The organism is Arthrobacter sp. zg-Y20 (assembly GCF_030142075.1).
Lineage (GTDB): Bacteria > Actinomycetota > Actinomycetes > Actinomycetales > Micrococcaceae > Arthrobacter_B.
In genome coordinates this window covers 1,423,818-1,449,803 of record NZ_CP126241.1, presented here as the reverse complement: position 1 = coordinate 1,449,803, position 25,986 = coordinate 1,423,818, and the positions used below count along the sequence as shown (strand labels likewise).

General features: G+C 66.1%; 25 protein-coding genes and 1 tRNA gene. 7 read left to right on the top strand and 19 right to left on the bottom strand.

Annotation, left to right across the window (positions count from 1 at the left end):
• Positions 1-42: 42 nt before the first annotated feature.
• Positions 43-1,851: an AMP-dependent synthetase/ligase gene (locus QNO06_RS06970; protein ID WP_227910826.1), complete on the top strand. Its 1,809-nt coding sequence runs from the start codon at positions 43-45 to the stop codon at positions 1,849-1,851.
• A gap of 29 nt (positions 1,852-1,880) precedes the next feature.
• On the opposite strand, the gene QNO06_RS06965 is transcribed toward QNO06_RS06970, so the two are convergent.
• A complete protein-coding gene (locus tag QNO06_RS06965) occupies positions 1,881-3,308 on the bottom strand; it encodes a mycothione reductase (protein WP_227910825.1) in 1,428 nt (475 codons plus the stop codon).
• Between the two features lie 46 nt (positions 3,309-3,354).
• Positions 3,355-6,753: a pyruvate carboxylase gene (locus tag QNO06_RS06960; protein WP_227910824.1), complete on the bottom strand. Its 3,399-nt coding sequence runs from the start codon at positions 6,751-6,753 to the stop codon at positions 3,355-3,357.
• A gap of 279 nt (positions 6,754-7,032) precedes the next feature.
• Between QNO06_RS06960 and QNO06_RS06955 the strand changes: the two genes are divergently transcribed.
• Positions 7,033-7,872 carry a ParA family protein gene (locus QNO06_RS06955; protein WP_227910823.1) on the top strand — a complete coding sequence of 280 codons (840 nt, stop codon included), beginning with the start codon at positions 7,033-7,035 and terminating at the stop codon, positions 7,870-7,872.
• A 118-nt stretch (positions 7,873-7,990) separates the two neighbouring features.
• Here QNO06_RS06955 and QNO06_RS06950 read toward each other — a convergent pair whose 3' ends face one another.
• The 7 genes from QNO06_RS06950 to QNO06_RS06920 form a co-directional block, all read right to left on the bottom strand.
• Entirely contained in the window at positions 7,991-8,572 is a 582-nt protein-coding gene (locus QNO06_RS06950; protein ID WP_283996607.1) for a MerR family transcriptional regulator, read from the bottom strand.
• Positions 8,573-8,764: 192 nt separating this feature from the next.
• Complete coding sequence (locus QNO06_RS06945; protein ID WP_227910822.1) at positions 8,765-9,259, bottom strand: bifunctional nuclease family protein; 495 nt, start codon at positions 9,257-9,259, stop codon at positions 8,765-8,767.
• Between the two features lie 2 nt (positions 9,260-9,261).
• Positions 9,262-10,011 carry a transcriptional regulator FtsR gene (gene ftsR / locus QNO06_RS06940; RefSeq protein WP_227910821.1) on the bottom strand — a complete coding sequence of 250 codons (750 nt, stop codon included), beginning with the start codon at positions 10,009-10,011 and terminating at the stop codon, positions 9,262-9,264.
• A 19-nt stretch (positions 10,012-10,030) separates the two neighbouring features.
• Positions 10,031-10,519, bottom strand: coding sequence for an FHA domain-containing protein (locus QNO06_RS06935; protein ID WP_227910820.1), 489 nt, complete (start codon positions 10,517-10,519; stop codon positions 10,031-10,033).
• Between the two features lie 567 nt (positions 10,520-11,086).
• A complete protein-coding gene (locus QNO06_RS06930; RefSeq protein ID WP_227910819.1) occupies positions 11,087-11,371 on the bottom strand; it encodes a hypothetical protein in 285 nt (94 codons plus the stop codon).
• A gap of 323 nt (positions 11,372-11,694) precedes the next feature.
• Positions 11,695-13,248, bottom strand: coding sequence for a choice-of-anchor A family protein (locus QNO06_RS06925; protein WP_227910818.1), 1,554 nt, complete (start codon positions 13,246-13,248; stop codon positions 11,695-11,697).
• A gap of 88 nt (positions 13,249-13,336) precedes the next feature.
• The gene (locus tag QNO06_RS06920) at positions 13,337-13,699 is read right to left on the bottom strand and encodes a hypothetical protein (RefSeq protein ID WP_227910817.1); all 363 of its coding nucleotides are present in this window, start codon (positions 13,697-13,699) and stop codon (positions 13,337-13,339) included.
• Between QNO06_RS06920 and QNO06_RS06915 the strand changes: the two genes are divergently transcribed.
• From QNO06_RS06915 to QNO06_RS06900, 4 genes are all read left to right on the top strand, one after another.
• On the top strand, positions 13,698-13,901 hold the full coding sequence (locus QNO06_RS06915; protein WP_227910816.1) for a hypothetical protein: 204 nt from the start codon (positions 13,698-13,700) through the stop codon (positions 13,899-13,901). The two genes, QNO06_RS06920 and QNO06_RS06915, sit on opposite strands and share 2 nt — an antisense overlap.
• 134 nt (positions 13,902-14,035) lie before the next feature.
• Positions 14,036-14,803, top strand: a complete 768-nt coding sequence (locus QNO06_RS06910; RefSeq protein ID WP_227910815.1) for an SDR family NAD(P)-dependent oxidoreductase — start codon at positions 14,036-14,038, stop codon at positions 14,801-14,803.
• A gap of 48 nt (positions 14,804-14,851) precedes the next feature.
• The gene (locus QNO06_RS06905; protein WP_227910814.1) at positions 14,852-15,355 is read left to right on the top strand and encodes a helix-turn-helix transcriptional regulator; all 504 of its coding nucleotides are present in this window, start codon (positions 14,852-14,854) and stop codon (positions 15,353-15,355) included.
• A 10-nt stretch (positions 15,356-15,365) separates the two neighbouring features.
• The gene (locus QNO06_RS06900) at positions 15,366-15,776 is read left to right on the top strand and encodes a VOC family protein (protein ID WP_227910813.1); all 411 of its coding nucleotides are present in this window, start codon (positions 15,366-15,368) and stop codon (positions 15,774-15,776) included.
• 6 nt (positions 15,777-15,782) lie between these two features.
• Here QNO06_RS06900 and QNO06_RS06895 read toward each other — a convergent pair whose 3' ends face one another.
• Complete coding sequence (locus tag QNO06_RS06895) at positions 15,783-16,745, bottom strand: PQQ-dependent sugar dehydrogenase (protein WP_227910812.1); 963 nt, start codon at positions 16,743-16,745, stop codon at positions 15,783-15,785.
• Positions 16,746-16,971: 226 nt separating this feature from the next.
• Here QNO06_RS06895 and QNO06_RS06890 point away from each other — a divergent pair, with 226 nt between their 5' ends.
• A complete protein-coding gene (locus QNO06_RS06890) occupies positions 16,972-17,535 on the top strand; it encodes an alpha/beta fold hydrolase (RefSeq protein ID WP_284162942.1) in 564 nt (187 codons plus the stop codon).
• Positions 17,536-17,600: 65 nt separating this feature from the next.
• On the opposite strand, the gene QNO06_RS06885 is transcribed toward QNO06_RS06890, so the two are convergent.
• The 9 genes from QNO06_RS06885 to QNO06_RS06845 all read right to left on the bottom strand — a co-directional run bounded on the left by QNO06_RS06885 (position 17,601) and on the right by QNO06_RS06845 (position 25,906).
• Positions 17,601-17,674, bottom strand: a tRNA-Pro gene (locus QNO06_RS06885).
• Between the two features lie 309 nt (positions 17,675-17,983).
• Positions 17,984-19,546 (bottom strand): ribosome biogenesis GTPase Der, encoded by a 1,563-nt coding sequence (gene der / locus QNO06_RS06880; RefSeq protein ID WP_227910810.1) that lies wholly within the window; start codon positions 19,544-19,546, stop codon positions 17,984-17,986.
• A 171-nt stretch (positions 19,547-19,717) separates the two neighbouring features.
• Positions 19,718-20,419, bottom strand: a complete 702-nt coding sequence (cmk, locus tag QNO06_RS06875) for a (d)CMP kinase (RefSeq protein WP_227910809.1) — start codon at positions 20,417-20,419, stop codon at positions 19,718-19,720.
• Complete coding sequence (locus QNO06_RS06870) at positions 20,416-21,525, bottom strand: prephenate dehydrogenase (protein ID WP_227910808.1); 1,110 nt, start codon at positions 21,523-21,525, stop codon at positions 20,416-20,418. Before QNO06_RS06870 ends, cmk begins: the two co-directional genes overlap by 4 nt.
• 3 nt (positions 21,526-21,528) lie before the next feature.
• Positions 21,529-22,740 (bottom strand): pseudouridine synthase, encoded by a 1,212-nt coding sequence (locus QNO06_RS06865; protein WP_227910807.1) that lies wholly within the window; start codon positions 22,738-22,740, stop codon positions 21,529-21,531.
• A 25-nt stretch (positions 22,741-22,765) separates the two neighbouring features.
• On the bottom strand, positions 22,766-23,416 hold the full coding sequence (scpB, locus tag QNO06_RS06860) for an SMC-Scp complex subunit ScpB (RefSeq protein ID WP_442860122.1): 651 nt from the start codon (positions 23,414-23,416) through the stop codon (positions 22,766-22,768).
• On the bottom strand, positions 23,413-24,333 hold the full coding sequence (locus tag QNO06_RS06855; protein ID WP_442860121.1) for a segregation and condensation protein A: 921 nt from the start codon (positions 24,331-24,333) through the stop codon (positions 23,413-23,415). The genes scpB and QNO06_RS06855 overlap by 4 nt, the downstream gene beginning before the upstream one ends.
• Positions 24,311-25,204 (bottom strand): ParA family protein, encoded by an 894-nt coding sequence (locus QNO06_RS06850; protein WP_227910806.1) that lies wholly within the window; start codon positions 25,202-25,204, stop codon positions 24,311-24,313. The genes QNO06_RS06855 and QNO06_RS06850 overlap by 23 nt, the downstream gene beginning before the upstream one ends.
• A 114-nt stretch (positions 25,205-25,318) precedes the next feature.
• Complete coding sequence (locus QNO06_RS06845) at positions 25,319-25,906, bottom strand: GNAT family N-acetyltransferase (RefSeq protein WP_227910805.1); 588 nt, start codon at positions 25,904-25,906, stop codon at positions 25,319-25,321.
• Between the last annotated feature and the right edge of the window lie 80 nt (positions 25,907-25,986).

The following is a 25,986-nucleotide window of genomic DNA, read 5'->3' as shown; positions in this document are numbered from 1 at the left end:
CTGGCAGTGCCTACGGGCCTACCGGATATCAAAGGAGCTATCGTGCGAGAATTCAGCGTTCCCGTCCTAGCGGAATCCCCGCCGCAGACAAACATCACCAACATGCTGCTGGACCAGGCTGCCAAGCCGAGCAACCCGGCGCTGTTTGCTGTCCGGGACGGCCAGGGCGAATGGCAGCGCATCAGCGCCACGGAGTTCACCAAGGACGTCCGTGCCTTGGCGAAGGGCTTTGTGGCCGCGGGAGTAAAGGCCGGGGACCGCGTGGGCATCATGTCCCGGACCCGGTACGAATGGACGCTGGTTGACTTTGCCCTGTGGTTCGCCGGAGCCGTTTCGGTTCCGGTCTATGAGACATCCTCCCCGTCCCAAGTCGCCTGGATCCTGAGCGACTCCGGTGCCGTGGGTATTGTGGTCGAAGCGGCCCGGCACGAGAACATTGTCCGGCAGGCGGCCGCCGACGAAGACCTGTCCGCAGTGGCAAACGTGTGGCAGATCGACGGCGGCGGACTTGATACGCTTCGCAGCGCCGGCACGTCCGTCAGTGACGAAGATCTCGAGGTCCGCCGCGCTACGGCCACCATGGAAGACCTCGCCACCATCATTTACACCTCCGGCACCACCGGGAAGCCGAAGGGCTGCGAACTCACGCACGCCAACTTCGTGAACCTGACGAAGAACTCCGAGCTGGCCGAGCCTGAAGTTGCCCGTGAGGGCTCCCAGACCATCATGTTCCTTCCGCTGGCCCATGTGCTTGCCCGTTTTATTTCGGTACTCAGCGTGGGCACCGGTGCCACCGTTGCCCATACCCCCGACGTGAAGAACCTGTTGCCGGACCTGCAAAGCTTCAAGCCCACGTTCATCCTGGTGGTTCCGCGCGTACTGGAAAAGGTCTTCAACGCTTCCATGCTCAAGGCCGAAGACGGCGGCAAGGGCAAGATCTTCCACGCCGGTGTGGCCACCGCTGTGGAATGGTCCCGCGCCAAGCAGGAAGGCAAGGTACCGCTGTCCCTGAAGCTCAAGCACGCTGTGTTCGACCGGCTGCTCTACGGAAAAATCCGCGAGGCCATGGGCGGACGGGTGCAGTATGCCGTTTCCGGCGGTGCTCCCCTGGGTGAGCGGCTGGGGCACTTCTTCCACGGGATCGGCCTGCTGGTGCTCGAAGGCTACGGCCTCACCGAAACCACCGCCCCGTTGACCACCAACACCCCGCAGCTGGTCAAGCTCGGCACGGTGGGGGCGCCGCTGCCGGGCAACAGCGTCAAGATCGCCGACGACGGCGAGATCCTCGCCAAGGGCATCAGCGTGATGAAGGGCTACTACAAGCGCCCGGAGCTGATGGCGGAAACCTTTACCGACGGCTGGTTCCACACCGGGGATATCGGCGAGCTGGACGCGGACGGCTTCCTGAAGATCACGGGCCGCAAGAAGGAAATCATTGTCACCGCCGGCGGCAAGAACGTGGTCCCCTCCCAGCTGGAGGACTCAATCCGTGCAGACGCCATCGTTTCCCAGTGCGTGGTGGTCGGCGACGCCAAGCCGTTTATTTCCGCGCTGATCACGGTGGATGAAGAAGCACTGCCAGGCTGGTTGGAACGGCACAAGCTGCCGGCCGGCATGACGGTGACCGAGGTGGCCAAGACCGACGAGCTGCAGGCAGAACTCCAGGCCGTGGTTGACCGGGCCAACAAGAAGGTCTCCCAGGCCGAGGCCATCAAGGTGTTCCGGGTGGTCCCCACGGACTTCACCGAGTCAAGCGGGCACCTCACCCCGTCACTGAAGATCAAGCGTGCCCAGGTGCTGCGCGACTTCTCCGAAGTGATTGACGAGATCTACAGCGGGCAGCGCGTCTGATCCTTGCCTGCCGGCCGGGCAGGAACCCCTTAAAGGCGGTTCCTGCCCGGCTTTTCGTTTGTCTTGAGCGAGAGCAGCGCGTTCTCCACAACTTCGGTCAGGGCCGGGTGGATCCAGTACTGGCCGCGGGCCATGGTCGCTGCGTCCAGCCCGAATTCCATGGCCTGGACCAGCGGCTGGATCAGCATGGAGGCCTCGTGACCCATGATGTGCGCGCCCAGCAGCCGGCCGGTTTCCTTTTCAGCCAGGAGCTTGACGAAGCCGGTGGAGTCCTCCATGGCCCAGCCGTATGCCGTTGAGCCGTACTCCTGCACCGCCAGGGCGAGTTCCACTCCCCGGGCTTCGGTGTCGGCGCAGGCCTGCTCTTCGGTCATTCCCACGCTGGCGATCTGCGGGCTGCTGAAAACTGCCGCAGGGACGTACCGGTGGTCCATCTCCCGCAGGTCATCGGGGTGCACCAGGTTGTGGGCCACCACGCGGGCCTCATGGTTGGCTACGTGCTTGAGCTGGTAGGGGCTGCTTATATCGCCCAGGGCCCAAAGATCCGGCACCGGTTCTCCGCCGGACAGCACCCGGCCGAACCCGTCCACCGCGAGCCGTCCGTCCGGCGTGGCGTCGAAACCGGCCGCGGCTATGTCCAGCCGGTCGGTGTTGGGTTTGCGCCCGGTAGCGGCCAGCACCAGGTCCACGTCCAGTTCCCGGGTGCCGCCCGGGCTGCTGAGCACGGCGTGTACGGAACCGTCGGCGTTTTCTTTCAGCGAATCCACGGTGGTGTTCAGCTGCAGGTCCCACTGCTTGGCTGCTTCTGCGGTAAAGCGCTCGGATAGGGTGCCGTCCAGGGAGCGCAGCAACGCCTCCGAGCGGACGGCCATGGTGACCCGGGACCCCAGGGCCGAGAAAACGAAACCGAATTCGGCCGCAATGTATCCCCCGCCGATGATCAGTACCCGGGCAGGCAGGTCATCAATGCGCATGACCGTGTCGGAGGTGTGCACCTGCGGCAGGTCCATGCCCGGGGTGTCCGGGAGTACCGGACGGGAACCGGCAGCCACAACGATCCGGTCAGCGGTGATCTTCTCCCCCGACTCGGTGACCAAGGCGTGCGGCGAGGTGAAGCGTACGTTCTCGCTGTACAGCGTGACGTTGTCCAGTTCCTTGTCCCGGTACCGCCGGCCGCCCTCGGAGATGGCATCAATGCGGGTAAAGATGCGGTCCCGGACCTCCCGCCAGCGGACCCCCTGCATGGACGTATCCACGCCCAGCCGGACGCCGTCGGCAGCGGCGGCCGCCAGCTGGGCGGGATATACGAACATCTTGGTGGGGATGCATCCGACGTTCAGGCACGTTCCCCCGAACGTGCCGCCGTCAATGACGGCCACCCGCTTGCCATCCCAATCCGGGGTGATTATGGAGTTGCCGGAGCCTGAACCGATGATGGCTAGATCGTAGTGGGTCACTCCCCCAGTCTAGGCAGTCGGCCCCGCCGGTACATTTCCGCGGACCTCACTTGGGTGCGATCACCAGCAGGAGGTCCCCGCCCTGGACCTGCTCCACGGTGGAGATGGCCACCCTCTCCACGGTGCCCGCGACAGGTGCCGTAATGGAGGCTTCCATCTTCATCGCCTCAATGGTGGCCACCGTTTCCCCGGCGGCCACTTCGGCGCCTTCCTTGGCCGTGACGGTGACGGCTCCGGCGAACGGAGCAGCGACGTGCCCGGGCTCGGCCGGGTCGGCACGCTCCGCCGTTTTGCTGGAGCTTTCGATGCTCCGGTCCCGGACCGAGACGGGCCGCATCTGCCCGTTGAGCGTGGTCATGACCGTACGCATGCCCTTCTCATCGGGTTCGGACACCGCGTCCAGGGCCGCAATCAGCTTTACGCCCTTCTCCAGCTCAATGACATGCTCCTCACCGCGGCGCAGCCCGTACAGGTAGTCCCGGGTTTCCAGCACGGAAACGTCGCCGTAGGTTTCCCGGACCGTAGCGAACTCCTTTGCCGGGCCTGCGAAGAGCAGCCGGTTCAGGGTTTCCTGCCGGGTGGCGGAATCCGCCTGCAGTCCGGCCTTGTCCACCTCCGTCAGCTCAACGCGGCGGGGCTTGACCTCGCGTCCCTGCAGCGCCTTGGTCCGGAAGGGCTCGGGCCAGCCTCCCGGCGGGTCGCCGAGTTCACCGCTGAGGAAGCCGATCACCGAATCCGGGATGTCGTAGTTCTGCGGGTTCTCCTCGAAGTCTTCCGGGGAGACATTGGAACCGACCAGCTGCAGGGCCAGGTCCCCCACGACCTTGGACGACGGCGTGACTTTCACCAGGCGGCCCAGGATCCGGTCTGCGGCGCTGTACATGTCTTCGATGGCTTCAAACCGCTCGCCAAGCCCCAGCGCGATGGCCTGCTGGCGGAGGTTCGAGAGCTGCCCGCCGGGAATCTCGTGCATGTAGACCCGCCCGGTGGGTCCGGCAAGTCCCGACTCGAACGGTGCGTAGACCCGGCGCACCGCCTCCCAGTAGGGTTCCAGCGCCCCTACGTTCGCCAAGCTGATACCGGTCTCACGTTCGGTGTTGGTCAGCGAGGCGACCAGTGAGGACATGGCCGGCTGGCTGGTGGTTCCGGCCAGCGGCGCGCTGGCAACATCGACGGCGTCCACGCCGGCTTCCGCCGCCGCCAGCAGCGTGGCGAGCTGTCCGCCGGCGGTGTCGTGGGTGTGCAGGTGCACGGGCAGGTCGAAACGCTCCCGCAGGGCTGACACCAGTTTCGCGGCAGCGGCCGGGCGGAGGAGCCCGGCCATGTCCTTGATGGCCAGAATGTGCGCGCCGGCGTCCACCATCCGCTGGGCCAGGTCCAGGTAGTAATCCAGCGTGTAGAGCGTCTCATCAGGGTTGAGCATGTCTGCGGTGTAGCAAAGCGCCACCTCGGCCACGGCTGTTCCGGTCCTGCGGACGGCCTGGATGGCCGGTTCCATCTGTGAGACGTCATTGAGCGCGTCGAAGATCCGGAAAATGTCGACGCCGGTGGCTGCGGCCTCCTCCACGAAGGCATCCGAAACCTCCGTGGGGTACGGGGTGTAACCGACGGTATTGCGGCCGCGCAGCAGCATCTGGATGCATATGTTGGGCAGTGCGTGCCGCAGTGCGGCCAGTCGCTCCCAGGGGTCCTCGCCCAGGAAGCGGAGGGCGACGTCGTACGTGGCACCGCCCCAGGCCTCCACGGAGAGCAGCTCCGGTGTCAGTGCTGCCACTGCCGGTGCGGCGGCGACAAGGTCACGGGTCCGCACGCGGGTTGCCAGCAGCGACTGGTGTGCGTCGCGGAAGGTCGTGTCGGTGACGGCCAGCGCGGTTTGCCTGCGCAGCTCCGCGGCAAAACCCTCCGGGCCCAGCTCCTGCAGCCGCTGCCTGGAGCCCGGCCGAGCCTCCGGCAGCGGGGACGGGAGCTTCTCTGCCGGGTCGATGTGGACGGCTGCCTCGCCGTAGGGCTTGTTGACGGTAACGTCCGCCAGCCAATTAAGCAGTTTGGTGCCGCGGTCCGCGGAGCCGCGCGCGTTGAGCAGCTCGGGGCGTTCCTCAATGAAGGAGGTGGCAACGTCGCCGGCCACAAAATCAGGATCATCCAGCACGGCCTGGAGGAAGGAAATGTTGGTGGCCACCCCGCGGATCCGGAACTCGGCCAGCGCCCGGCGGGCACGGTTCACGGCAATCGGGTAGGTCCGGCCCCGGCAGGTCAGCTTCACCAGCATGGAGTCGAAGTGTGGACTGATCTCGGCACCTGCGTAGACCGTGCCGCCGTCGAGCCGCACTCCGGCGCCGCCGGCTGACCGGTACGCGGTGATCCGTCCAACGTCGGGACGGAAGCCGTTGGCCGGGTCTTCGGTGGTGATCCGGCACTGCAGTGCGGCACCGCGCACCTGCAGCTCGTCCTGTGCCAGGCCCAGGTCCGCCAGGCTCTCCCCCGCCGCGATCCGCAGCTGGGACTGGACAATGTCCACGTCGGTGATTTCCTCCGTGACGGTGTGCTCCACCTGCACGCGGGGATTCATCTCGATAAAGACGTGCTGGCCGGCCCGCTCACCCACGGTGTCCACCAGGAACTCGACGGTTCCGGCGTTGACGTATTTCAGTGCCTTGGCGAACTTCACCGCGTCGCGGTAAAGCGCCTGCCGGATGTTCTCGTCCAGGTTGGGCGCCGGGGCAATTTCCACCACCTTCTGGTGGCGGCGCTGCAGCGAGCAGTCCCGCTCGAACAGGTGCACAATGTTGCCCTCGTTGTCCGCCAGAATCTGCACTTCAATGTGCCGGGGGCGCAGCACCGCCTGTTCCAGGAAGACGGTGGGATCACCGAAAGCGGTCTCCGCCTCGCGCATGGCGGCCTGCAGCGCCTCCGGAAGCTTGTCCGCGGTATCCACGCGGCGCATTCCGCGGCCGCCTCCACCCGCGACGGCCTTAACGAAAATGGGGAAGCCGATGTCCTCCGCCTCACCCAGCAGCTTCTCGACGTCGGCGCTGGGCTGGGTGGAGCGAAGGACCGGGATACCCGCTTCCCGGGCTGCGTTCAGGGCATGGACCTTATGGCCTGCCAATTCCAGGATGTCGGCGGCGGGACCCACAAAGGTGATGCCGGCGTCGGCCGCGGCCCGGGCCAGCTGCGCGTTTTCCGACAGGAAGCCGTAACCGGGGTAGATGGCGTCGCAGCCGGACTCCTTGGCCACCCGGACGATTTCGTCCACATCCAGGTACGCCCGGACCGGATGCCCCTCTTCACCGATCAGGTAGGCCTCGTCGGCCTTTTGCCGGTGAATGGAGTTGCGGTCCTCGTGCGGAAATACGGCTACGGTCTTGGCACCGAGTTCATAAGCCGCCCGGAAGGCACGGATGGCGATTTCGCCCCGGTTGGCTACCAATATCTTCGAGAACATGGGTCTCCTGCGTCTATTGCGGGCTGGGGCACCTGGACAGTACCGCCTGTATCGGATTCTACCTACGCTGTCGGGCCATCGGCAGAACGCACCGAAGCCCGCCTGCGGGCGCAACTCCGGGAGAACAGCGCTGCCTGGACCGTGCCGGGGCTCACACTGTGGCACCAGTGTAAGCGCCACCCCTGCAAATCCCTGATGCGAGGGTAACCGTAGTCCGTCACATAGAATGAGTGTGCAGCCTCCAGTGATTCCTAGACACGTTAGGTTTTGGTTCAACAAGTGCAAGTAGTGAGCATCAGCAGCCTGAAGGGCGGCGTCGGCAAGACCTCCGTCACTCTGGGTCTGGCATCCGCCGCGCTGGCCGCGGGCATTCCGACCCTGGTCGTGGACCTGGACCCGCACGCTGATGCAACCACGGGCCTGGGCGTCAGTGCGGGAAACCAGCTGGGCATCGGCGAGATGCTGCGCAGTCCCCGCCGGGTCCAGTTCAGCGACAACGTGGTGCCCAGCGGCTGGGTGGAGAACGCCCGCCGCCTGGCCAAGGACACCGGCAAGCGCCCCGTGCTGGACGTTGCCATGGGCTCGGCTTATTCGGGTATCTACGACCGCCCGGATCTGGGCAAGCGGGATCTCCGCCGCCTGACCAACCTGCTCTCCCGGGTCACCGGCTACGGGCTGGTCCTCATCGACTGCCCGCCATCCCTGAACGGGCTGACCCGCATGGCATGGACCGCCAGCAACCGGGTGCTGCTGGTTGCCGAACCCGGCCTGTTTTCCGTTGCCGGAACCGAGCGGACCATGCGTGCCCTTGAACTGTTCCGGGAGGAGTTCGCTCCCAACCTCGCTCCGGCGGGGATCATTGCCAACCGGGTCCGTCCCAGTTCCAATGAGCATGTTTTCCGGCTGGCTGAAATGAAGCAGATGTTCGGCGATCTGCTGCTTAGCCCCACCATTGCCGAGCAGGCCAACTGGCAGCAGATTCAGGGTGCAGCGCATTCCGTCCACCACTGGCCCGGCGAATCCGCCAAGCAAGCCTCCGGAACCTTTGATGCGTTGCTGAAGAACCTCATGGACACGGGCAGTGTGCGCAACCGCGTGATGCGGCGCCCGGTCGCGTAAACCAAGACAGCATCTGAGCATCCGCTGAGGATTCAGCGTACAAATGCAGGAAGGCCACCCCGCGGGGTGGCCTTCCTGCATTTGTCATAGCGTTATTGCCGGCGCTGCCGGCAGGAGACTAGCTGATTTTGCGGGCGATCCGGCGCTGGCTCAGCTCGTCGCCGGGAAAGTCATTGACGTGTTCGCTCGGGAGCTGGGCCAGGCTGCCTTCAACCTCTCGCCACACGCGGCCGACTGCGATTCCGAAGACACCCTGTCCGCCCTGCACCAGGTCAATGACCTCGTCTGCGGAGGTGCATTCGTACACACTGGCGCCGTCGCTCATCAGGGTGATCTGCGCCAGATCCTCCACGCCGCGCTCCCGCAGGTGTTCCACCGCGGTACGGATCTGTTGGAGCGATACCCCGGTGTCCAAAAGACGCTTGACGACTTTCAGTACCAGGATGTCGCGGAAACTGTACAGCCGCTGGGTACCGGAGCCGGCCGCACCGCGTACGGCAGGTTCAACGAGCCCGGTCCGGGCCCAGTAATCCAGCTGGCGGTAGGTGATTCCGGCGGCCTTGCAGGCCGTGGGACCGCGGTAGCCGGCGTCTTCATCCAGCACAGGCAGGTCCTCCGTGAACAGCAAGCCCTGCGCACTCTGGGAAGGGATGCTCCCCGGTGCTGCGGCATGCTGGCCGGCATCGCCTTTCGGACTCACTTGTGCCTCCTAGTAACGGTTCCCCTGGGGGTCGGCACTGGCCGGAGCTGTCGGGGCTTTCTCAGTGTCCCCCGAGAACTCCCCCGGTGCAATGGGAACTCTATGTCTTCGACGTTAGAACTGACGGGCACCAAGGTCAAAGAGGCGGCGGAACTTTCCGCAGCGTGTCGGACCCGGGGACCGGAAAAGCGTCTAGCGCTCGAAGTCTTCAGGCTCGACGTCGGCCAGGAACTCGCGGAACTGCCGCATTTCCTGCTCGGCGTTGTCCTGCTCTTCCTCGCCGTCGTCGTCAGCGTCGGCAATGCGGACGCCAGCCTCGTCAAGGACCTGGTCGGCGCAGTAAATAGGGCAGGGGATGCGCAGGGCCACTGCGATGGCGTCAGAGGCACGTGAATTGACCGCTGTGCCGTCCTCGAAGACGATCTCGGCGTGGAAGACGGTGTCCTCCACCGAGATCAGCCGGACGAGGCTGACCTCGCGCTTGAGCGCGTGGATGAGGTTCACCAGCAGGTCATGGGTCATGGGGCGCGGCGGGACAATGCCCTGCTGCACAAAAGCGATTGCGCTGGCCTCGGGCGCCCCGATCCAGATGGGCAGGTGGCGTTCCCCGTTTATTTCCTTGAGCAGGACCAGCGGTTGGTTGGACGGCAGTTCAATCCGGACACCCACAACTTCGACTTCCTGCATGCTCAGGACTCCATCCGCGCGATCTGGCCGTGGACCAGCGCACTGTGCAGGCTCAGGCACAGGTCGCTGATTTCCCGTGCGGTTTCGGCAGCTCTGGCTTTGGACGCAACGTCGCGCCGGGACGCAACCGGAGCAACCACACGTTCCACCAGGCCCAGTTCACGATCCGCTGCGGCACGGAAAGGGCGCAGGTGCCGCGGCTCGATGCCATGGGCTTCAAGCTGGGCGCACGCCTTGGCCACTTTCAGCGCGTGCTCGTCGTAGTTCTCATCGGCCGGCCCGATCAGGCCGTAGCTGGCCAAACTCCGCACCAGGTCGGCGCTGGCTCCGGATTCCTGCACCAGTTCGTCAAACGTCAGTGTCCGCGCGTGTGCTCGGGCCGACAGCTCTCCGGCCAGCTGGTCGGAAACAACGCGCGGTGCCAAGGACATCCCGCCGGGGAGGGATTCGGGCCGTTCACCCCGGTCGATCGCATCAAGGTAATCCTTGATGACCTTCAGGGGCAGGTACTGGTCTCGCTGGAGGGCAAGCACGAAGCGGAGGCGCTCGACGTCGGCGGTGCTGTATTTCCGGTAGCCGGCCGCCGTACGCTGCGGCGTCACCAGACCCTTTTCCTCCAGGAAACGGATCTTGGACGCGCTGATGGCGGGGAAATCCCCGCTGAGCTCGCCGAGTACTTCACCGATGTTCAGCACCCTGCCGCGCAGCCGTTCGGGTCCGGTGCTGCGCCTGACGGACTGAGATGCTGACATGACTACTACCTTATCTGCCCTACGCCTGTGCCGGCGCCTGGTTTCCTGCAGATGCGGGCCGGGCAGCATAGAAAGTCAGGCGGAACTTGCCGATCTGCACTTCGCTGCCGGTGCGCAGCAGCACGCTGTCCACGCGGTCGTTGTTGACATAGGTGCCGTTCAGGCTCATGGCATCCACTACCCGGAATCCTTCCGCAGTGCGCCGGAACTCCACATGCTTGCGGGACACCGTCACGTCGTCCAGGAAAACGTCCGCGTTGGGGTGCCGTCCTGCAGTGGTGACGTCTTGGTCCAGCAGGAAACGCGCACCTGCGTTGGGGCCGGTGTGGGCAATCAGCAGGGCGGAGCCCGCCGGAAGGGCCGCGACCGCGGCGCGCTCGTCCGGGGTGAGCTTAGGCTCCACCGTGGTGGAGTCTGAGATTGGCGGAAGACTGATGGATGTGGTGTCTTCCGAGCTGGGTTCCCGTCGGTCGCCCGTTCGTTCGGCGCTGTACTGCTCGCCCGCCATGTGCAATTTCCTCCCCAAAAAGAAAACTGATCAGCCAGTTGTCCTGGCTGACCCGGTTCCGATGACTGTTTCTGCCTTACCTGCTGTATTAGCCTACCCGCTGCCGGCCTCCAACGGCACTGGTTGTTCAGGGGCGTCGAAACATGCTGTCGCGCCGGGTCCCTTCCACCTCCGTCTGAGCGGTCGGATGAGGCGCTGCGGCGGAGCACTGTGTCGCCGGACCGGCCATGCCCCCCCCTCTCGCCCTGCGCAACGCGGGGCGGTTCCAACTGGCCGGCGGCCTGCCGGCGCCCCGTCAAGTACGGGGGCCGGCAGGGACCTTTGCTATGGGAAGGATGGACCGGCAGAGCGTTCTACTCCCGAACTCCGCGTCGGCGAACGAAGTAAAGCCCGGCCGCACCGGCTGTCAGCATTCCGCCTGCGGCCAGCAGGCTGAGCGACGTACCGGTTGTTCCGGTGTTGGCCAAGCCTGCCCGTTCGGGCTGCGATGAATCCACAGCACCCATGCACGGAGGCGAGACGGCCAGGACCCTGTCAACCGTCAAGCCCGTTACGGTCAAGGAGGGGTCAGTTGCCGTCGAACTCGGCTCGGGGTCCGTCATCGGCGGGCTCGGCTCCGAGGTAGTCATCGGCGGGCTGGGCTCCGAGGTAGTCATCGGCGGGCTGGGCTCCGAGGTAGTCATCGGCGGGCTGGGCTCCGTCGTCGTCGGGCTGGGCGAAGGCTCCGTGGGCGTCGGGGTCGGCGCCGGGACTGTAGGCGTAGGCTCCGGGACGCCTGACGTGGGCACGGGATCCGGATCGGTTGGCGTTGGCGCCGGCTCTGTAGGGGCGGGCGCCAGCGAGGGGGAACACGTGGGTGTGGGGTCGGTAAGGGACATAAGTATGCCGTTTTCCAACGAAACGGCATTGCTGACCTGGGCCGAGGACGCCGGTTCAAGCGCGGCGGCGGACGGGGCGGTGGCCAGGGAGCCTGTCAGGGCGAACCCTGTCGCGAGGCTGCACATAGTAGTGACAATTAGGGCTCTTGAGTGACGTTTAGTGTGCATAGGCCAGAGGCTTGCACCTTGGTTTCCGCTCGACAACAGTAAATGCAGAAGTCCGCATGAGTTTCACGCTGGCCCCACCCGCCACATAGGTAGTGCCTGCACCGATCCGTGTCTGGCGTGCGTTCCCGGCTATTCGCGCGATCCACGGCCCCGGGCAAGATAGATTCCCGTGCCTCCTGCCAGCACGAGCGCTGCGGAAAGCCAGCGCAGAGCCGCAGGCCCGGTACCAGTGTTGGGTAGCTGGGGCCGCACAGTCTGGGCCGGTAGCGGGTTGGCGGCTGGCAGACAGGCCCGAGTAGTGGTCGGTTCCGGAGTAGGCGTGATCGTCGGAGTAGGCGTGATTGTCGGGGTCGGCGTGATTGTCGGAGTAGGCGTGATTGTCGGGGTCGGCGTGATTGTCGGAGTAGGCGTGATTGTCGGGGTCGGCGTGATCGTCGGTGTGGGAGTGGGCGTTGGGGTGGGCGTTGGGGTGGGAGTTGGGGTCGGCGGGCACGTCGTGGGGGTGGGCGTGGGCTCCGGAGTGGGAGTGGGAGTCGGCGTCGGAGTGGGAGTTGGCGTCGGAGTCGGAGTGGGAGTAGGTGTCGGATCTGCGCAGCTCAACGTGGTGGCGAACGCCTCACTGTGGATCTCGCGCGGTCCTGTCTCCCGCTCGTTCAAAGCCCCGTGGGTGAGCGAGCCCGCGATAATGTTTCCTTCAATGTTCTGGGTGGTGAGCCAAGCGACGTCCGCGTTCGGTGCATACAACGTTCCCTGCAGGGCGGCCCCTCCCGTGGCGGTAACACTGGTGGCGAAAGGGAAGTTCCACATGATATACGGTGCTTGGTCCCGGCCTATGCCGGCAAGGTTCGGGGTGGTTCCGTTGAACGAGGTCCCAGAGACATTGACCAGCAATGGTGTGGCCGCGGTGGGCTGGTTGGTGAAGGTAAGGACGTCCAGGGCGTCCAGTTCCTCGGCCGTGAGGTTCAGGACGTTGGTCTGGCCTTCCACGAGGGTGATGTAGGCGTTGGTCCCGGCAGCCACCGGACGGGGCAACGGATCGCCGTTGGCGTTGCGCAGTGCCAAGGTCTCGGTGCAGGCCCCCATCTCCTGGGTGAGCGCCCGGTATTGGGTGAAAGCGCCGGGAATGTCGACAATGCCCTCGGTCGCGGCGACGGATGCGGGAGTCTGGCGGACCGTGCCATTGATCTGGGGCGTGGACGTGTACGGCTGACCGAACTCGGTCAACCGGTAATTCACTTGAGCGCCGTTCGGGTCCACGTCGTACGCCGTGTAGGTGCTCGTGTCCCCGACCTTCGTGGTGCCCTGGTTCACGCTGACGATTGACCCGTTGTCCGGCCAGGCGATTCCTCCCCCGACCCAAAGCGACACCGGAGCCGGATCACCGGGTGCAGTGGGTGTCTGGAGTACTTCCGAAATGGCGATGTTGTAGGAGGTGCTGAAGCTCAGGTTCCCTCCAATTGCGATGGAACCTTCCGATTCATCTGCATTGATGGCCGTATTTCCTTCCACAAAAACGAGGAATCCTGAGTTCGCCGGGGCGGCGTCGTTGATCCGGACAGGATTGACCGGCGCCAGTGCCGCGGCCGCGGGAGCCGTGAACAGCGTTCCTGCCACTGCAAGCCCTGCCGCCAGGCTGCAGACGGAAGGTAGGACCAGGGCCTTACGGAGCTTCAAATTTTGCATGCACCGAGGCTTCCATCCCGCCTTTCACCCTGCAACCGAAACGGTGGTAATGGATGCTTCGGGACCCGGATCCAAAGAAAGCGGGCAGCTATGGCGCCTCCACTGTCTGCTGATGATGGATCAACTGAGGCCAACCCGCGTCGAGAAGGTAGCTGGACAGCATCACGGCCTGGTACTCGTCGGGGCCGCGGTTGCCTGTGAACCTGTACGCGATGCTTGCTGTGTCGGCCGTACCGAAATACCAGAACGGGTCGATATCGATTCGGTCCCAGGGAGCGGAGGCTTCAATGGCTGCAACGCATTCCCCCTTGTTGAGCACGGCACCGGGGACGATGACCAGAGCGTCCCGGTGCAGCAGGTCCTCATATGCCGGTGCACCTTCCAGGGCCAGCCGCCGTTCCAGACGGACAAGCTCCTCCCGTGCGAGCTCCGTTGGGATGTTGTCACTCATGTCCCTCCACCCACTCAACGAGTTGGACTATCAGACCGTTCGGATCCCGGTACTAGGCAAACCGCTCGCCCCAGGGTCCGGTTTCCGGAGGCGTGACGACATCTATGCCCCGTTGTACCAGCTGCTCATGGACTCCGTCCAAGCCCTCTACGACCAGCACCTGCAGCAGGCCTTCCAGCAGCGGTCCGCCGGTTTCCGGTGACAGGATAATGCGCCGGCGGCGGCACCGGAAGCGCGCTGCCCATTAACCTCCGCCGGGGCAATAGCGCGGCCACGGGTGACACCGGTGTTCCCGGCCTGCAAGGTTGCGGGATAGAGCTGACCGAAGGAGAAAACATGCCGGTTCAAGGATCAGTTGCAGTTGTCTACGGAGCCGCGGGCGCCATCGGCAGCGCGGTGGCTTCGGCCTTCGCCGCCCGGGGCGCCCGGCTCTTCCTGGCGGGCAGGACGGACGAGCACCTGTCCCGAGCCGCCGCGGGGCTTCGGGACCTCACCGCCGAGCCGGTGTCGACGCACGTGCTGGATGCCGCCGATCCTCTGGCGGTGGAGGACTTCACCAGGGAGGTAATCTCTTCAGCCGGACGGATCGACGTCGTGATGAACGCCGTCGGAATCCCGCTGGTGCAGGGAATCCCGCTGCTGGAGATGCCGCTGGCCGACCTCCTGGACCCGCTCACGGCCTGGCCGCGGACACAGTTCCTGACCGCGCGGGCAGCAGCCGGGCACATGGTCCGGCAGCAGGCGGGGACCATCCTGACCCTCTCCGCCTCGCCCGCCCGGATGTCGCTGGCGGGCGTGGGCGGATTCGCCGCGGCCTGCGCCGCCGTCGAGGCCCTGACGCGTACACTGGCGGCCGAGCTGGGCCCCTCAGGTGTACGCACTGTTTGCCTTCGGCCGCAGCGGATCGCCGAAACACTGGGCGACACACCCGATCTGCCGATGCCGGTGAGCGAATTCCGGACCTTTCTGGAATCCCTGACCAGCAGTAAAACCCTGCCGACGCTCGACGACGTCGCCCGCGCGGCGGTTTTCCTTGCCGATGGCGGGGCCGAGGCCATGAACGGCGCCGTGCTGAACCTTAGCTGCGGCATGAGCCCGGATTAAGCGGCGGTCAACCGGGACACTGGTCCGGCGGTGCGCAAAAATAGCCGTATGGATTCGGAGGACACGGGTTCGGCAAGCACGGGGTCGGCAGGTACAGCTTCGGCAGGTGTAGCTTCGGCAGGCACCCGGTCCCGGCGACTGGAGAACATCACGCTGATCCGCCGCGTTCGGGACCGGATCGATCGGGAGTATGCCCGGCCCCTGAACGTGGAGGAGCTGGCGCGCGCGGTGTATCTGTCCGCGGGACACCTCAGCCGTGAGTTCCGCCGCATCTATGGTGAGTCGCCGTATTCCTACCTGATGACCCGGCGGATTGAGCGCGCCATGACCTTATTGAGGCGCGGGGACCTCAGCGTGACGGAGATCTGCTTTGCGGTGGGTTTCTCCTCACTGGGCACCTTCAGCACCCGTTTCACCGAATTGGTGGGGGTGCCGCCCAGCACCTACCGGCGCAGCCATGCTCCGGACGCGGCGGGCATTCCACCGTGCCAGGCGAAGCAGGTGACCAGACCGGTCAGGAATCAAGAAGCGCACGCTGGCGCCCGCGCGTAGCGTTTCGAGCATGAACCTCAACATTCATTACACCTTCCTTCCACAGACCAACGCCGAAGCCGCTTTGGGCTTTTACCGCGATGTCCTCGGCTTCGAGGTGCGCAACGACGTCGGCTACGAGGACATGCGGTGGATCACCGTTGGCCCCGTGGACCAGCCGGAGACTTCCATCGTGCTGCAGCCGCCGGCTATCGATCCGGGGATTACCGACGCCGAGCGGCAGACCATCCTGGACCTCATCGCCAAGGGTGTGTATTCGTCCGTGACGCTGGCCACCGATGACCTCGACGGGTTGTTCGCGCGGCTGGAAGCGGCCGGGGCCGACGTCGTCCAGGAACCCATCGATCAGGACTACGGTGTGCGCGACTGTGCGTTCCGGGATCCGACCGGAAACCTGATCCGGATCAACCAGATCGCTTAGCCGCCGTCACCCTTCCGGCTCCAGCCGGAGGATGCGGTCATCGTCCGGGCCTGGGCTTCCGCGGCCGTCAGTGTTGTTGGTGAGCACCCACAGGCTCCCGTCCGGTGCATTCACGACGTCGCGCAGCCGGCCGTACTCTCCGGCGAAGTACTCCGCGGAGCTGCCGGGGTCGCTGAGCGGAACCCGCCGCATGCGCTGGCCCCTCAGGTTCGCGATGTAGGCGTACCCGTTGGACACCGCCATCCCGCTGGGGCTCGCATTGTCCGGCGTCCACTGCTGCACCGGGTCAGTGAAACCGGCCTCGCCGGTGATGCCCTCTGCTTCAGGCCAGCCGTAGTTTCCGCCGGGAACAATCACATTCAGCTCATCCCAGGTGTCCTGCCCGAATTCGGTCGCGTAGAGGACACCATTGGCGTCCCAGGCAATTCCCTGCGGATTGCGGTGCCCGTAGCTGTACACGAGCGAGCCGGGGAAGGGATTGTCCCCGGGCGCGGCGCCCTCGGGCGTCATCCGCAGGATCTTGCCCGAGACGGATTCCAGGTCCTGCGCGCTGGCGCGGTTTCCGGCGTCGCCCGTGGTGGCGTAGAGCATGCCGTCCGGGCCGAAGGCGATGCGTCCTCCGTTGTGGACTGGACCGGCGGGAATCCCGTCCAGTACCGTATCCGGCGGCCCCAGCTGCAGCGATCCGGCTGTTCCGACCAGTTCCCGGCGTTCAATCCGGTTCTCTTCCCCAGCGGTCAGGTAGGCGTAGAGGAACCCGTCCCGTACAGCAATCCCCAGCAAACCGCCCTCTCCCCTGCCTGCTGCATCGGCGACGGTTCCAACTTCGCCGCTGGTGCCCTCGCCGTCGAGCTCCAGGATCCGGCCGGAGTCGCGTTCGCTGACGAGCGGGACGCCTTCAAAGAACACTATGGACCACGGGGCGTCGAGGCCGGTGGTGATGGTGTCCGGGGCGGCAGCTCCAGACATAACCGTGGCCGGTGCCGGCGTTGCCGGGCGCGGCGTTCGCTGTCCGGTTCCGCCCGTTCCTGAACAGGCCGTAACCCGGCCAGAGTCAGCACTGCCACAGCCGCTGCAGTTTGCCTGCTCCGCATCCCTTGTCCGTTCTCATGCCTGTTCCAAATGCCCCGCGTCCCGGTCCTGCCCGGGACCCGTACCATATCCGCTGCTTTCGTTGGAAAATAGCGGTACGGGAATGGAGCACCAGATGGAAATCCTCTTTATCCATGGTGCCGGCGGCTGGGAAGATGACCAGCCGATGGCCGAGGCACTGTACGAACTACTGGGAGTACCTGTGTCGGCGCCCCGCTTTCCGGACGAGGACATGTCCGCAGCGGCCTGGCGCAGCGAAATCGAACGGCAACGGGCAGCCCTCGGGCCGGAACTGGTGATCGTAGGCCATTCGTTTGGAGCGTCCATGGCCCTGCAGCACTTCTCGGGCAGCCGGCCGGGCAACGGGCCGGGCAGCGGGCCGGGCGACCCTCCGCTGGGACTCGCCCTCCTGGCCATGCCGTTCTGGGGCGCAGAGGGCTGGCAGGCGGAGTACGCCCTGCCGCCCGAAGCAGAACTGCCGGCGGGCCTGCCGGTCTGGCTGCACCACTGCCGGGACGACGACGTTGTGCCCTTCGGCCACCTCGGGCGCCACGCTGCCCGGCTTCCGCACGCCCGGGTCCGCGGCCATGCGACGGGCGGGCACCAGTTTCGCGACCGGATGACCGCGGTGGCCGATGACCTGACGGCTCTGAGGCCGCAGCCCTGAGTAGATGCATTTGGGCTTGTTAACGACAAAAGCCTGACGAAACTTGCGTTTCATCAGGCTATCTGTCGGGTTGACAGGATTTGAACCTGCGACCCCTTGACCCCCAGTCAAGTGCGCTACCAAGCTGCGCCACAACCCGTTACCCGGCCGGTTTATTTCCGGCCGAACCAACTCGAATACTCTACATCATAGTTGGCAAAAGTCCCGAATCGGCACGTACCCTCCCGAACAAACCCCTCTGCGGCAGCCGGGCGGCCGGGAAATCCGCCTACTGTACAGCTCCTGCTGTCCGGAGGTCCCGAAGGCAGCGTCAGCTGTACAGGAGACGGCCCGGGAGCGGTTCCGCGCCGCCTCCAACGCGGCGAGGCGTCCCGCAGAACGCGAAACCCCGGCCCCGCTCGCCCAGAAGGGAAGCCGGACCGGGGCACAAGACGCCGGAACTGACGGTTTAGCGCTTGCTGTTCTTGCCGCGCTTCTCGCGCACCCGCATGGAAACCTCAATCGGCGTTCCTTCGAAGCCGAAGGTTTCGCGCAGGCGGCGGGTGATGAACCGGCGGTAGCCCGGGTCCAGGAAGCCGGTGGTGAACAGCACGAACTTCGGCGGGCGGGAGGACGCCTGCGTGCCGAAGAGGATGCGGGGCTGCTTGCCGCCGCGGACCGGGTGCGGGTGCGCGGCCACAAGCTCGCCCAGGAAGGCGTTGAGCTTGCCGGTCGGGATGCGCTTGTCCCAGTTTTCCAGGGCGGTGTCCAGGGCGGGCACCAGCTTGTCCTTGTGCCAGCCGGTCTTGGCCGAGATGTTCACGTGCGGGGCCCACTCCACGTGGGCGAGGTCGCGCTCGATTTCGGTCTTGAGGTAGCGGCGGCGGTCGTCGTCGAGCAGGTCCCACTTGTTGAAGGCGAGGACCAGTGCGCGGCCGGATTCGATCGCCAGCTGCAGGATGCGAACATCCTGCTCGCTGAGGACCTCGTCCACAGCCAGCAGCACGACGGCAACCTCGGCCTTTTCCAGCGCGGCCTGGGTACGCAGCGAAGCATAGAAATCCGCACCCTGGGCCATGTGCTGGCGGCGGCGGATGCCTGCGGTATCCACGAAGCGCCAGGTACGGCCGCCCAGTTCAACCATTTCGTCCACCGGGTCGCGGGTGGTGCCGGCGAGGTCGTCAACAACCACGCGCTCGGATCCGGCCAGCTTGTTCAGCAGTGAGGACTTGCCCACGTTCGGGCGGCCGATCAGGGCGATGCGGCGCGGACCGCCGGAGCGGTCCAGTCCGCCGTAGGCGGAGTACTCCGGCAGCACGTCCAGGACGGCGTCCAGCATGTCGCCGGTGCCGCGGCCATGCAGGGCCGAAACCGGGTACGGCTCGCCAAAGCCCAGGCCCCAGAGGGACGAGGCGTCGGCTTCGTTCTGGATGTCGTCCACCTTGTTGGCGACGACGACGACGGGCTTGCCCTTGCCGCGCAGCATCCGCACCACGGCTTCATCCGTGGCGGTGATGCCTACTGTGGCATCAACCACCAGCATGACGGCGTCGGCGTGGTCGACGGCGATCTCGGCCTGGTCGGCCACGCGGGCGTGGATGCCGCGGGCGTCGTGTTCCCAGCCGCCGGTGTCCACAAGGGTGAAGTTCACGCCGTTCCAGGTGGCCGGGTAGGACACCCGGTCGCGGGTGACGCCGGGGGTATCCTCGACAACCGCTTCGCGGCGGCCCAGGATGCGGTTGACCAGGGTGGACTTGCCGACGTTCGGGCGGCCGACAATGGCCACCACGGGATCCTGGCGGAGGGGTGCGTCTTCGTCGAATTCGTCAAAGCCGCCGTCCAGCAGGGCAGCGTCTTCTTCGTCGAGCTCGTAGTCGTCAAGACCGGCGCGGAGGGAGCGGGCGCGAACCTCGGCCTCGTCGTCGTCGATGGCTGCGAGGCGCTCGTTGACCGAGTCGGTTCCTGCGGGGATGTACTCCTCCGCGGAGGCCCAATCACCGGCGGTGTCGTCGTTGAGAGGTTTTCCGTTCATAGAATTGCTTTCTTTCCGTTGAGGTCTGCAGCACTGCGCGTACAGGCCGTCGCCGGACGTTCAGCCCGGTAAGTGTGCGGGAGGATCCGCGCGGCATTGCCGCGCCGGCCCTCCTCCCATTGAAACACGGGCAGGTGCCCGTGTTCGGTGCCGGAACCCCGGCGGGGGTGGTTAGTGGGTGCTGGCGTAGACGACGTCGAGCACCGCGGCAACGGTCTCTTCGAAGTCCAGGTCGGAGGAATCGATGGTGACAACGCCGTCGGCGGCCTGCTGGAATTCCACCACCGTGGAGTCCTTGGCGTCGCGGACCAGCACCTGTTCCTTCAGGGCGGCGGCGCTCTGCGTTCCGCCGAGCTGGATGCCGCGGCGGCGCAGACGGGCTTCTTCGCTGGCCGTGAGCAGGATGCGGACCTCGGCGTGCGGCGCCACCACCGTGGTGATGTCGCGGCCTTCGGCCACAATCCGCAGCCCCGAATCCCGGATCAGCTGCTGCTGCCGGCGGACCAGTTCGGCCCGGGCACCAAGCGTCGTGGCCACGGCGCTGACCGAAGAGGAGACAGAGGGTTCCCGGATGGCGTCGGTGACGTCCCGGCCGCTGACCCGGACCCATTCCTCGTTCGGAGAAACGCTCAGGGCAATGTCGGCGCTTTCGGCAGCCGCTTCCACGGCCACCGAATCGGTCAGGTCGATTCCGGCTTCCATGCAGGAGAGGGTCACGGCGCGGTACATGGCGCCGGTGTCGAGGTAGGCAGCATGCAGCCGGCGGGCCACCTCGCGGCTGATGCTGGACTTGCCGGAACCGGACGGCCCGTCAATGGCCACCACCAGCGGCTTGCCCTGCCGGAACTGGGCCGGATCAATCTTGGAACTCACTGCACTACCTTCCACCCGCGGGCGCTTAATTCAGAAACAAGGTCATTCATCCGGCCGGGCAGGACGGAAATCTCCGCCCGGCCCACCTGGCGTCCGGAGGCATGCTCCAGGCGCAGGTCTTCCAGGTTCACGCCGATCTCACCGATTTCGGTGAGCAGCCGGGCGATCTGCCCGGGCGTGTCATCCACCAGGACGGTGAAGGACACAAAGGACTGGGCCGGGCCGCCGTGCTTGCCGGGAATGCGGGCCTGGCCCACGTTTCCCTCGGCAATCAGCTGGGCCATGTCCAGCCGGGCGCCGTCCGCCACCGGATCCTCCAGGGTCCGGATCAGCCGGTTCAGGTCCTCGCGGACCCCATGCAGGATGGGCACCAGCCGGTCCGCGTTGCCGCTGAGGATCTGCACCCACAGCCGCGGGTCGCTGGCCGCTATCCGGGTGACGTCCCGCAACCCGTTCCCGGCCAGGGCCAGGGACTGCGGCGGGGTTTCCTGCAGCCGGCTGGCCACCAGGGAGGCCATGACCTGCGGCAGATGAGAGGTCAGGGCCACCGACGCGTCGTGCTCCTCCGCGGACATCCGGGCCACCACGGCACCCAGGTCATATGCCAGGGCCTCCGCGCGGCGCACAGCTTCCGGGGCCGCTTCCACCGGCGCACAAATCACCCACGGCATGCCGTTGAACAGCTCCGCACGCGCAGCAACCGGCCCGGATTTCTCCCGGCCCGCCATCGGGTGTGTGCCCACGTACCGGGACAGGTCGGCGTCGTAGCCGCGCAGGTCCGCCAGCACTGCCGACTTGACGCTGGCAATGTCGACGACGACGGCGTCCGGCCAGTCCTTGAGCGCGGCCGCCGCGAGGGACGCGGTGACGTCCGGCGGTGCGGCAACCACCACCAGCGAAGGCGCAAAGCCTTCGCCCACGGTACCGAGCAGCCGGCCGGCGCCGATGTCGCGGGCCACCGCCTCTGTGGAGGGAGAGATGTCCGAGAGCACCACATCCACGCCGCGGGCAGAGAGCCCGAGGCCGATGCTGGTGCCCAGCAGTCCCGTGCCGATGATCAGCACGGATCCGGACAGGTGGGTGCCCCCGTCAGCGGCAGCGGCCATGGCCTACAGTCCTACGGAAGCGAGGAGGTGTCCCACCTCGGTGCGGCCGAGGACGCGGATGCTGCCCTGGCGCTGGTCACCCAGGCTGATCGGGCCGATCTTGGTGCGGACCAGGCGCTCCACCGGGTGCCCGACGGCGTCGAACAGGCGGCGGACAATACGGTTGCGGCCTGAGTGCAGGACGACCTCCACCAGGATGTGTCCGGGGGTGGAGTCCACCAGCTTGAAGGAGTCGACCTTCTGGAAGCCGTCTTCCAGCTCAATGCCCTCGCGCAGCTGCGCGCCGACGCCCTGGCCCATGGGTCCGCGGACCTGGACCAGGTAGGTCTTGGGCACTTCGAAGGAGGGGTGGGTGAGCCGGTTGGTCAGCTCGCCGTCGTTGGTCAGCAGCAGCAGGCCCTCAGTCTCGTTGTCGAGGCGTCCCACGTGGAACAGGCGTTCGTGCTTGCTGGAGGGCTTGAGGTAGTCGCTGATGCACGGACGGCCTTCGGGGTCCTCCATGGTGGAGATAACGCCGCGCGGCTTGTTGAACACGTAGTACTTCTGGGTTTCGTCCAGCTGCAGGCGCATGCCGTCAACGTGGATGGCGACGGTGGCCGGGTCAACGCGGACACCGAGCTCGGTGACAACCTCGCCGTCAACCTCCACGCGGCCTTCGGCGATCATTTCCTCGCACACGCGGCGGGAGGCGACGCCGGCACTGGCCATGACCTTCTGCAGGCGGACGCCCTCGGGGTTGTGGTGCTCGGAGATGACCGGCGCGGCAGGGCGGCGGGTGGTGGAACGGCGGACCGGTCCCAGGTTCTGGCCGAAGCGTTCGTTGCGGAAGGCACGGTCCCCGCTCTTGCGCTGGCCGGCCTGCGGGCCGCCGAACTTTCCGGCACCGGTTTTGCCGGCACCGGGGCGGGCGCCGCCGGACTTGGGCGCACCCGTGCGGGGGGCGGACTTGGCGGAACTGTCGCCGAAGGCCTTCACGGCGTCGGACTTGAATTTCTCCGGACGGACCTCGGGGGCGGGGCGGTAGCCGTTGGCGCGGTCTTCGCCGGGCTTCAGGCCGGAGCCGGAGCGGGGTCCGCCGGTACGGGAGGAGCCGGGCTTCGAGCCGCGGCCGCCGCCCTTGCCGCCGAAGGTCTTGCCGCCGGCGGGGCCACCGGCACTGCGTCCGCCGCCGCGGGGGGTGTTGCGGCCGGATCCGGAACGGGGTGCTGGGGTCATGAGTAAGTCCTTTGGGGTCTAGCGGTTAGTAAGTAGTGTCTTCAAATTCGGCCAGGTTTTCCAGCCCGGGCAGGTGCGGTGCAATCTGCGGAAGTTCGTCGAGGCTCCCCAAGCCAAGCCGTTCCAAAAAGTACGGCGTTGTCCGGTACAGCAGCGAACCCGTAATAGTTTCGGTGCCGGCGTCGACGATCAATCCACGCTGAACCAGCGTGCGGACCACCGAATCGACGTTTACTCCCCGGATCGCTGAGACCCGGGCCCGGGAGACGGGCTGCCGATAGGCAATCACCGCCAATGTTTCCAGTGCGGCCTGCGACAGCCGTGCACTCTGGCCTTCCAGTACAAACTTCGACACAACGGGCGCAAAGTCAGCGCGGGAAAAAATCCGCCATCCGCCTGCTACGTCGCGGAGTTCAAAACCACGCGGTGCGCCCTCGGGTCCATCCCCAGTATAGCCGTCATACTCACGCTGCAGTTCCGTCAGGGCCGCGAGCACCTCAGGCTCGGGAACTCCGATCACTGCGGCCAGCTCCGCCGGCGCGGCGGGTTCGTCCACAACCATCAGCACCGCTTCGACTGCGGCCTTGACTCCGCCGGGCATGCCGGCGATGTCCGGGATGCCGGTTTCGGGCCCGGAACCGTTGACACGCCACGTGTCCTGGTTGGCAGTCGTCATGCCTGCGCTCCTTCTGTATCTGCGGCGGCGCCCGGTCCTGGGCCGTCATATTCGTCCGTTAGGTCCCGGGCCGAGGGGTCGCCGCCGGTCCAGGTGATGCGCAGCTCACCCAGAGGTGCCTGCTGTTCGAAACTCACTGTGCCGTCCCGGAACATTTCCAGCAGCGCCAGGAAACGCGCCACCGCCACCGGACCGTCGGCGTCGGACACCAGCGCAGCGAATGTGGCGGCGCCTTCGGCGAACAGCCTGCCGGCAATGATGCCGGCCTGCTCCCGGACGCTCGTCTTGGGGGCGTGCAGGTGCTCCAGGCCCACGGTGGGCGGTTGTTCGTCCCGGGGCTGCAGGGCACGCTCGGCCAGGTCGGCGAACTGCCGGGGCGTGGTGCGCCAGATTAATTCCGGGAGCATGGCGGCAAAGTGCGGGTCCAGGGAGACCTGCCGCGGGAAGCGCCGGGCCTCCTCCTGAAGCCGCTCCCCCATCCGGGAGGCCATCTCCTTAAACGCCTTGTACTGCAGCAGGCGTGCAAAGAGCAGGTCGCGGGCTTCCAGCAGCGCCACGTCCTCTTCGTCTTCGACGTCGCCTGCCGGCAGCAGGCGTGCGGCCTTTAGGTCCAGGAGGGTGGCGGCAATAACCAGGAATTCGCTGGCCTCGTCCAGTGCCACTTCCGGCCCGGTTCCGAAGAGCTCGCGGATGTAGCCCAGGAACTCGTCGGTGACGGCCGCCAGGGCAATCTCGGTGATGTCCAGTTCGTGCTTGGAGATCAGTCCCAGCAGGACGTCGAAGGGTCCGGTGAAGTTTGCCAGCCGTACTTCGAAGCCGCCGCGTTCCGGGGCATCGGAGACCTCGGCGGCCTTTGCTGCGCCCGCTTTGGCAGCCGCCGCGCCGCGCGCCGGCTTAGGGCGCGCCGCCGCGGGCAATCAGTTCCTTGGCCAGGCGCCGGTAGGAGTCGGCCCCGGGGTGGTTCCCGGCGTAGGTGGTGATCGGCTCGGCGGCCACGGTGGCGTCGGCGAACTTGATGGTCCGCTTGATGACCGTTTCGAAGACCTTGTCGCCGAAGGCTTCCACCAGGCGGGAAATGACTTCGCGGCTGTGCAGTGTGCGGGCGTCGTACATGGTGGCCAGCACGCCGTCCACCTGCAGGCCGGGGTTGAGCCGGTCCTGCACCTTCTCGATGGTCTCCACCAGCAGCGCTACGGCGCGCAGTGCGAAGAATTCGCAGATCAGCGGGATGATCACGCCGTGCGCGGCGGTCAGCGCGTTGACCGTCAGCAGGCCCAGGGAGGGCTGGCAGTCGATGAGGATGACGTCGTAGTCGTCCGAGACCCGGCGCAGCGCGCGTTCGAGCACCTGCTCGCGGGCTACCTCGTTCACCAGCTGGACTTCGGCAGCGGAGAGGTCGATGTTGGCCGGCAGCAGGTGGATGTTCTCGATGGAGGTCTCGTGGATGGCCTCGCGGATGTCCACCTTGCGGTCCATCAGCACGTTGTAGACCGTCAGGTCCAGCTCGTGCGGGTTGGCGCCCAGGCCTGCGGACAGGGCTCCCTGCGGGTCAAAGTCCACCAGCAGCACGCGGCGGCCGGCTTCAGCCAGGGCAGCACCGAGGTTGATGGTGGAGGTGGTCTTGCCGACCCCGCCCTTCTGGTTCACCATGGCAATGATCCGGGCAGGACCGTGCGAGGTGAGGACGGGAGGTTCGGGGAATTCAGTCAGGGGACGTCCCGTGGGGCCCATGGTCGAGTCGGTTGCGGTTGCGTCCTGCAGAGTCGATGAACTCTGATCGATGCTCACGTATTAATCCACGCTTCCGTATCTAGCTGTCCTGCGGGCTGTCTGTGTCAAGGTTACAGCCGGGCCGCAGGCTTACCGTGAATCAGTGCGCGGAACACCGGCGAGCCTTGACGCTCAAGTAGAACTCGAACCTTGCGGATTCACGGCGGCGTGGAGGTGCATGTCATGCCACCCGTCTAAGTGCCTCAGGGCGCTGCGTTTGGTTCCCTCCAGGGCAAATCCGGTTTTGCCGGCCACCCTGCACGACGCCGCGTTTTGCACGGAGTGGGACAGCTGGAGCCGCTTCAGCCCGACGACGTCGAAACTCCATCTGCGCAGGGCCGCCACAGAGCGGGAAGCCACACCTTGCCTCCGCGCGGTTTCCAGCACCCAGTAGCCAAGCTCCCCCTCCCCCTCATACAGGTTCAGCCGGCTCAGCGCCGCACGCCCCACCACCTGCCCGCCACGGGTGCAGACGGCCCAGTTTGCGCCGGTCTCGGCCTGCCAGCGGGCGGACCAGCCGAGGATCCATGCGATCGCTTCTTCTTCGGTATCCATGCTGCGGCGGTTGTAGCGGGCTATCGCCGGTTGCTTGTAGGCCTCAACCAGGACGGCGGCGTCGTCTTCGATCCAGGGCCGCAGCACCAGTCCGTCGGCGGTTAGAACCGGCTGCACCGACGAGTTCAGTGATCCCCGCCGCAGATAAGGACCTAGTGCACCCACCGGGGCCCGCCTTTCGTTTAGTGCCGGCCAGTGCCGGAAGTGGAGAAGCCGGGCACCATTATGCCCGCCCGCAGCTTTTG

What these genes read in the sequence shown, in the direction of transcription:
- QNO06_RS06960 (WP_227910824.1), bottom strand. Translation starts at nt 6,753, where the DNA reads ATGTTCTCGAAGATATTGGTAGCCAACCGGGGCGAAATCGCCATCCGT.
- QNO06_RS06945 (WP_227910822.1), bottom strand. Translation starts at nt 9,259, where the DNA reads ATGCAGGAAGTCGAAGTTGTGGGTGTCCGGATTGAACTGCCGTCCAAC.
- ftsR (WP_227910821.1), bottom strand. Translation starts at nt 10,011, where the DNA reads ATGTCAGCATCTCAGTCCGTCAGGCGCAGCACCGGACCCGAACGGCTG.
- QNO06_RS06935 (WP_227910820.1), bottom strand. Translation starts at nt 10,519, where the DNA reads ATGGCGGGCGAGCAGTACAGCGCCGAACGAACGGGCGACCGACGGGAA.
- QNO06_RS06925 (WP_227910818.1), bottom strand. Translation starts at nt 13,248, where the DNA reads ATGCAAAATTTGAAGCTCCGTAAGGCCCTGGTCCTACCTTCCGTCTGC.
- QNO06_RS06915 (WP_227910816.1), top strand. Translation starts at nt 13,698, where the DNA reads ATGTCCCTCCACCCACTCAACGAGTTGGACTATCAGACCGTTCGGATC.
- QNO06_RS06920 (WP_227910817.1), bottom strand. Translation starts at nt 13,699, where the DNA reads ATGAGTGACAACATCCCAACGGAGCTCGCACGGGAGGAGCTTGTCCGT.
- QNO06_RS06910 (WP_227910815.1), top strand. Translation starts at nt 14,036, where the DNA reads ATGCCGGTTCAAGGATCAGTTGCAGTTGTCTACGGAGCCGCGGGCGCC.
- QNO06_RS06905 (WP_227910814.1), top strand. Translation starts at nt 14,852, where the DNA reads ATGGATTCGGAGGACACGGGTTCGGCAAGCACGGGGTCGGCAGGTACA.
- QNO06_RS06900 (WP_227910813.1), top strand. Translation starts at nt 15,366, where the DNA reads ATGAACCTCAACATTCATTACACCTTCCTTCCACAGACCAACGCCGAA.
- QNO06_RS06895 (WP_227910812.1), bottom strand. Translation starts at nt 16,745, where the DNA reads ATGTCTGGAGCTGCCGCCCCGGACACCATCACCACCGGCCTCGACGCC.
- QNO06_RS06890 (WP_284162942.1), top strand. Translation starts at nt 16,972, where the DNA reads ATGGAGCACCAGATGGAAATCCTCTTTATCCATGGTGCCGGCGGCTGG.
- der (WP_227910810.1), bottom strand. Translation starts at nt 19,546, where the DNA reads ATGAACGGAAAACCTCTCAACGACGACACCGCCGGTGATTGGGCCTCC.
- QNO06_RS06870 (WP_227910808.1), bottom strand. Translation starts at nt 21,525, where the DNA reads ATGGCCGCTGCCGCTGACGGGGGCACCCACCTGTCCGGATCCGTGCTG.
- QNO06_RS06865 (WP_227910807.1), bottom strand. Translation starts at nt 22,740, where the DNA reads ATGACCCCAGCACCCCGTTCCGGATCCGGCCGCAACACCCCCCGCGGC.
- scpB (WP_442860122.1), bottom strand. Translation starts at nt 23,416, where the DNA reads ATGACGACTGCCAACCAGGACACGTGGCGTGTCAACGGTTCCGGGCCC.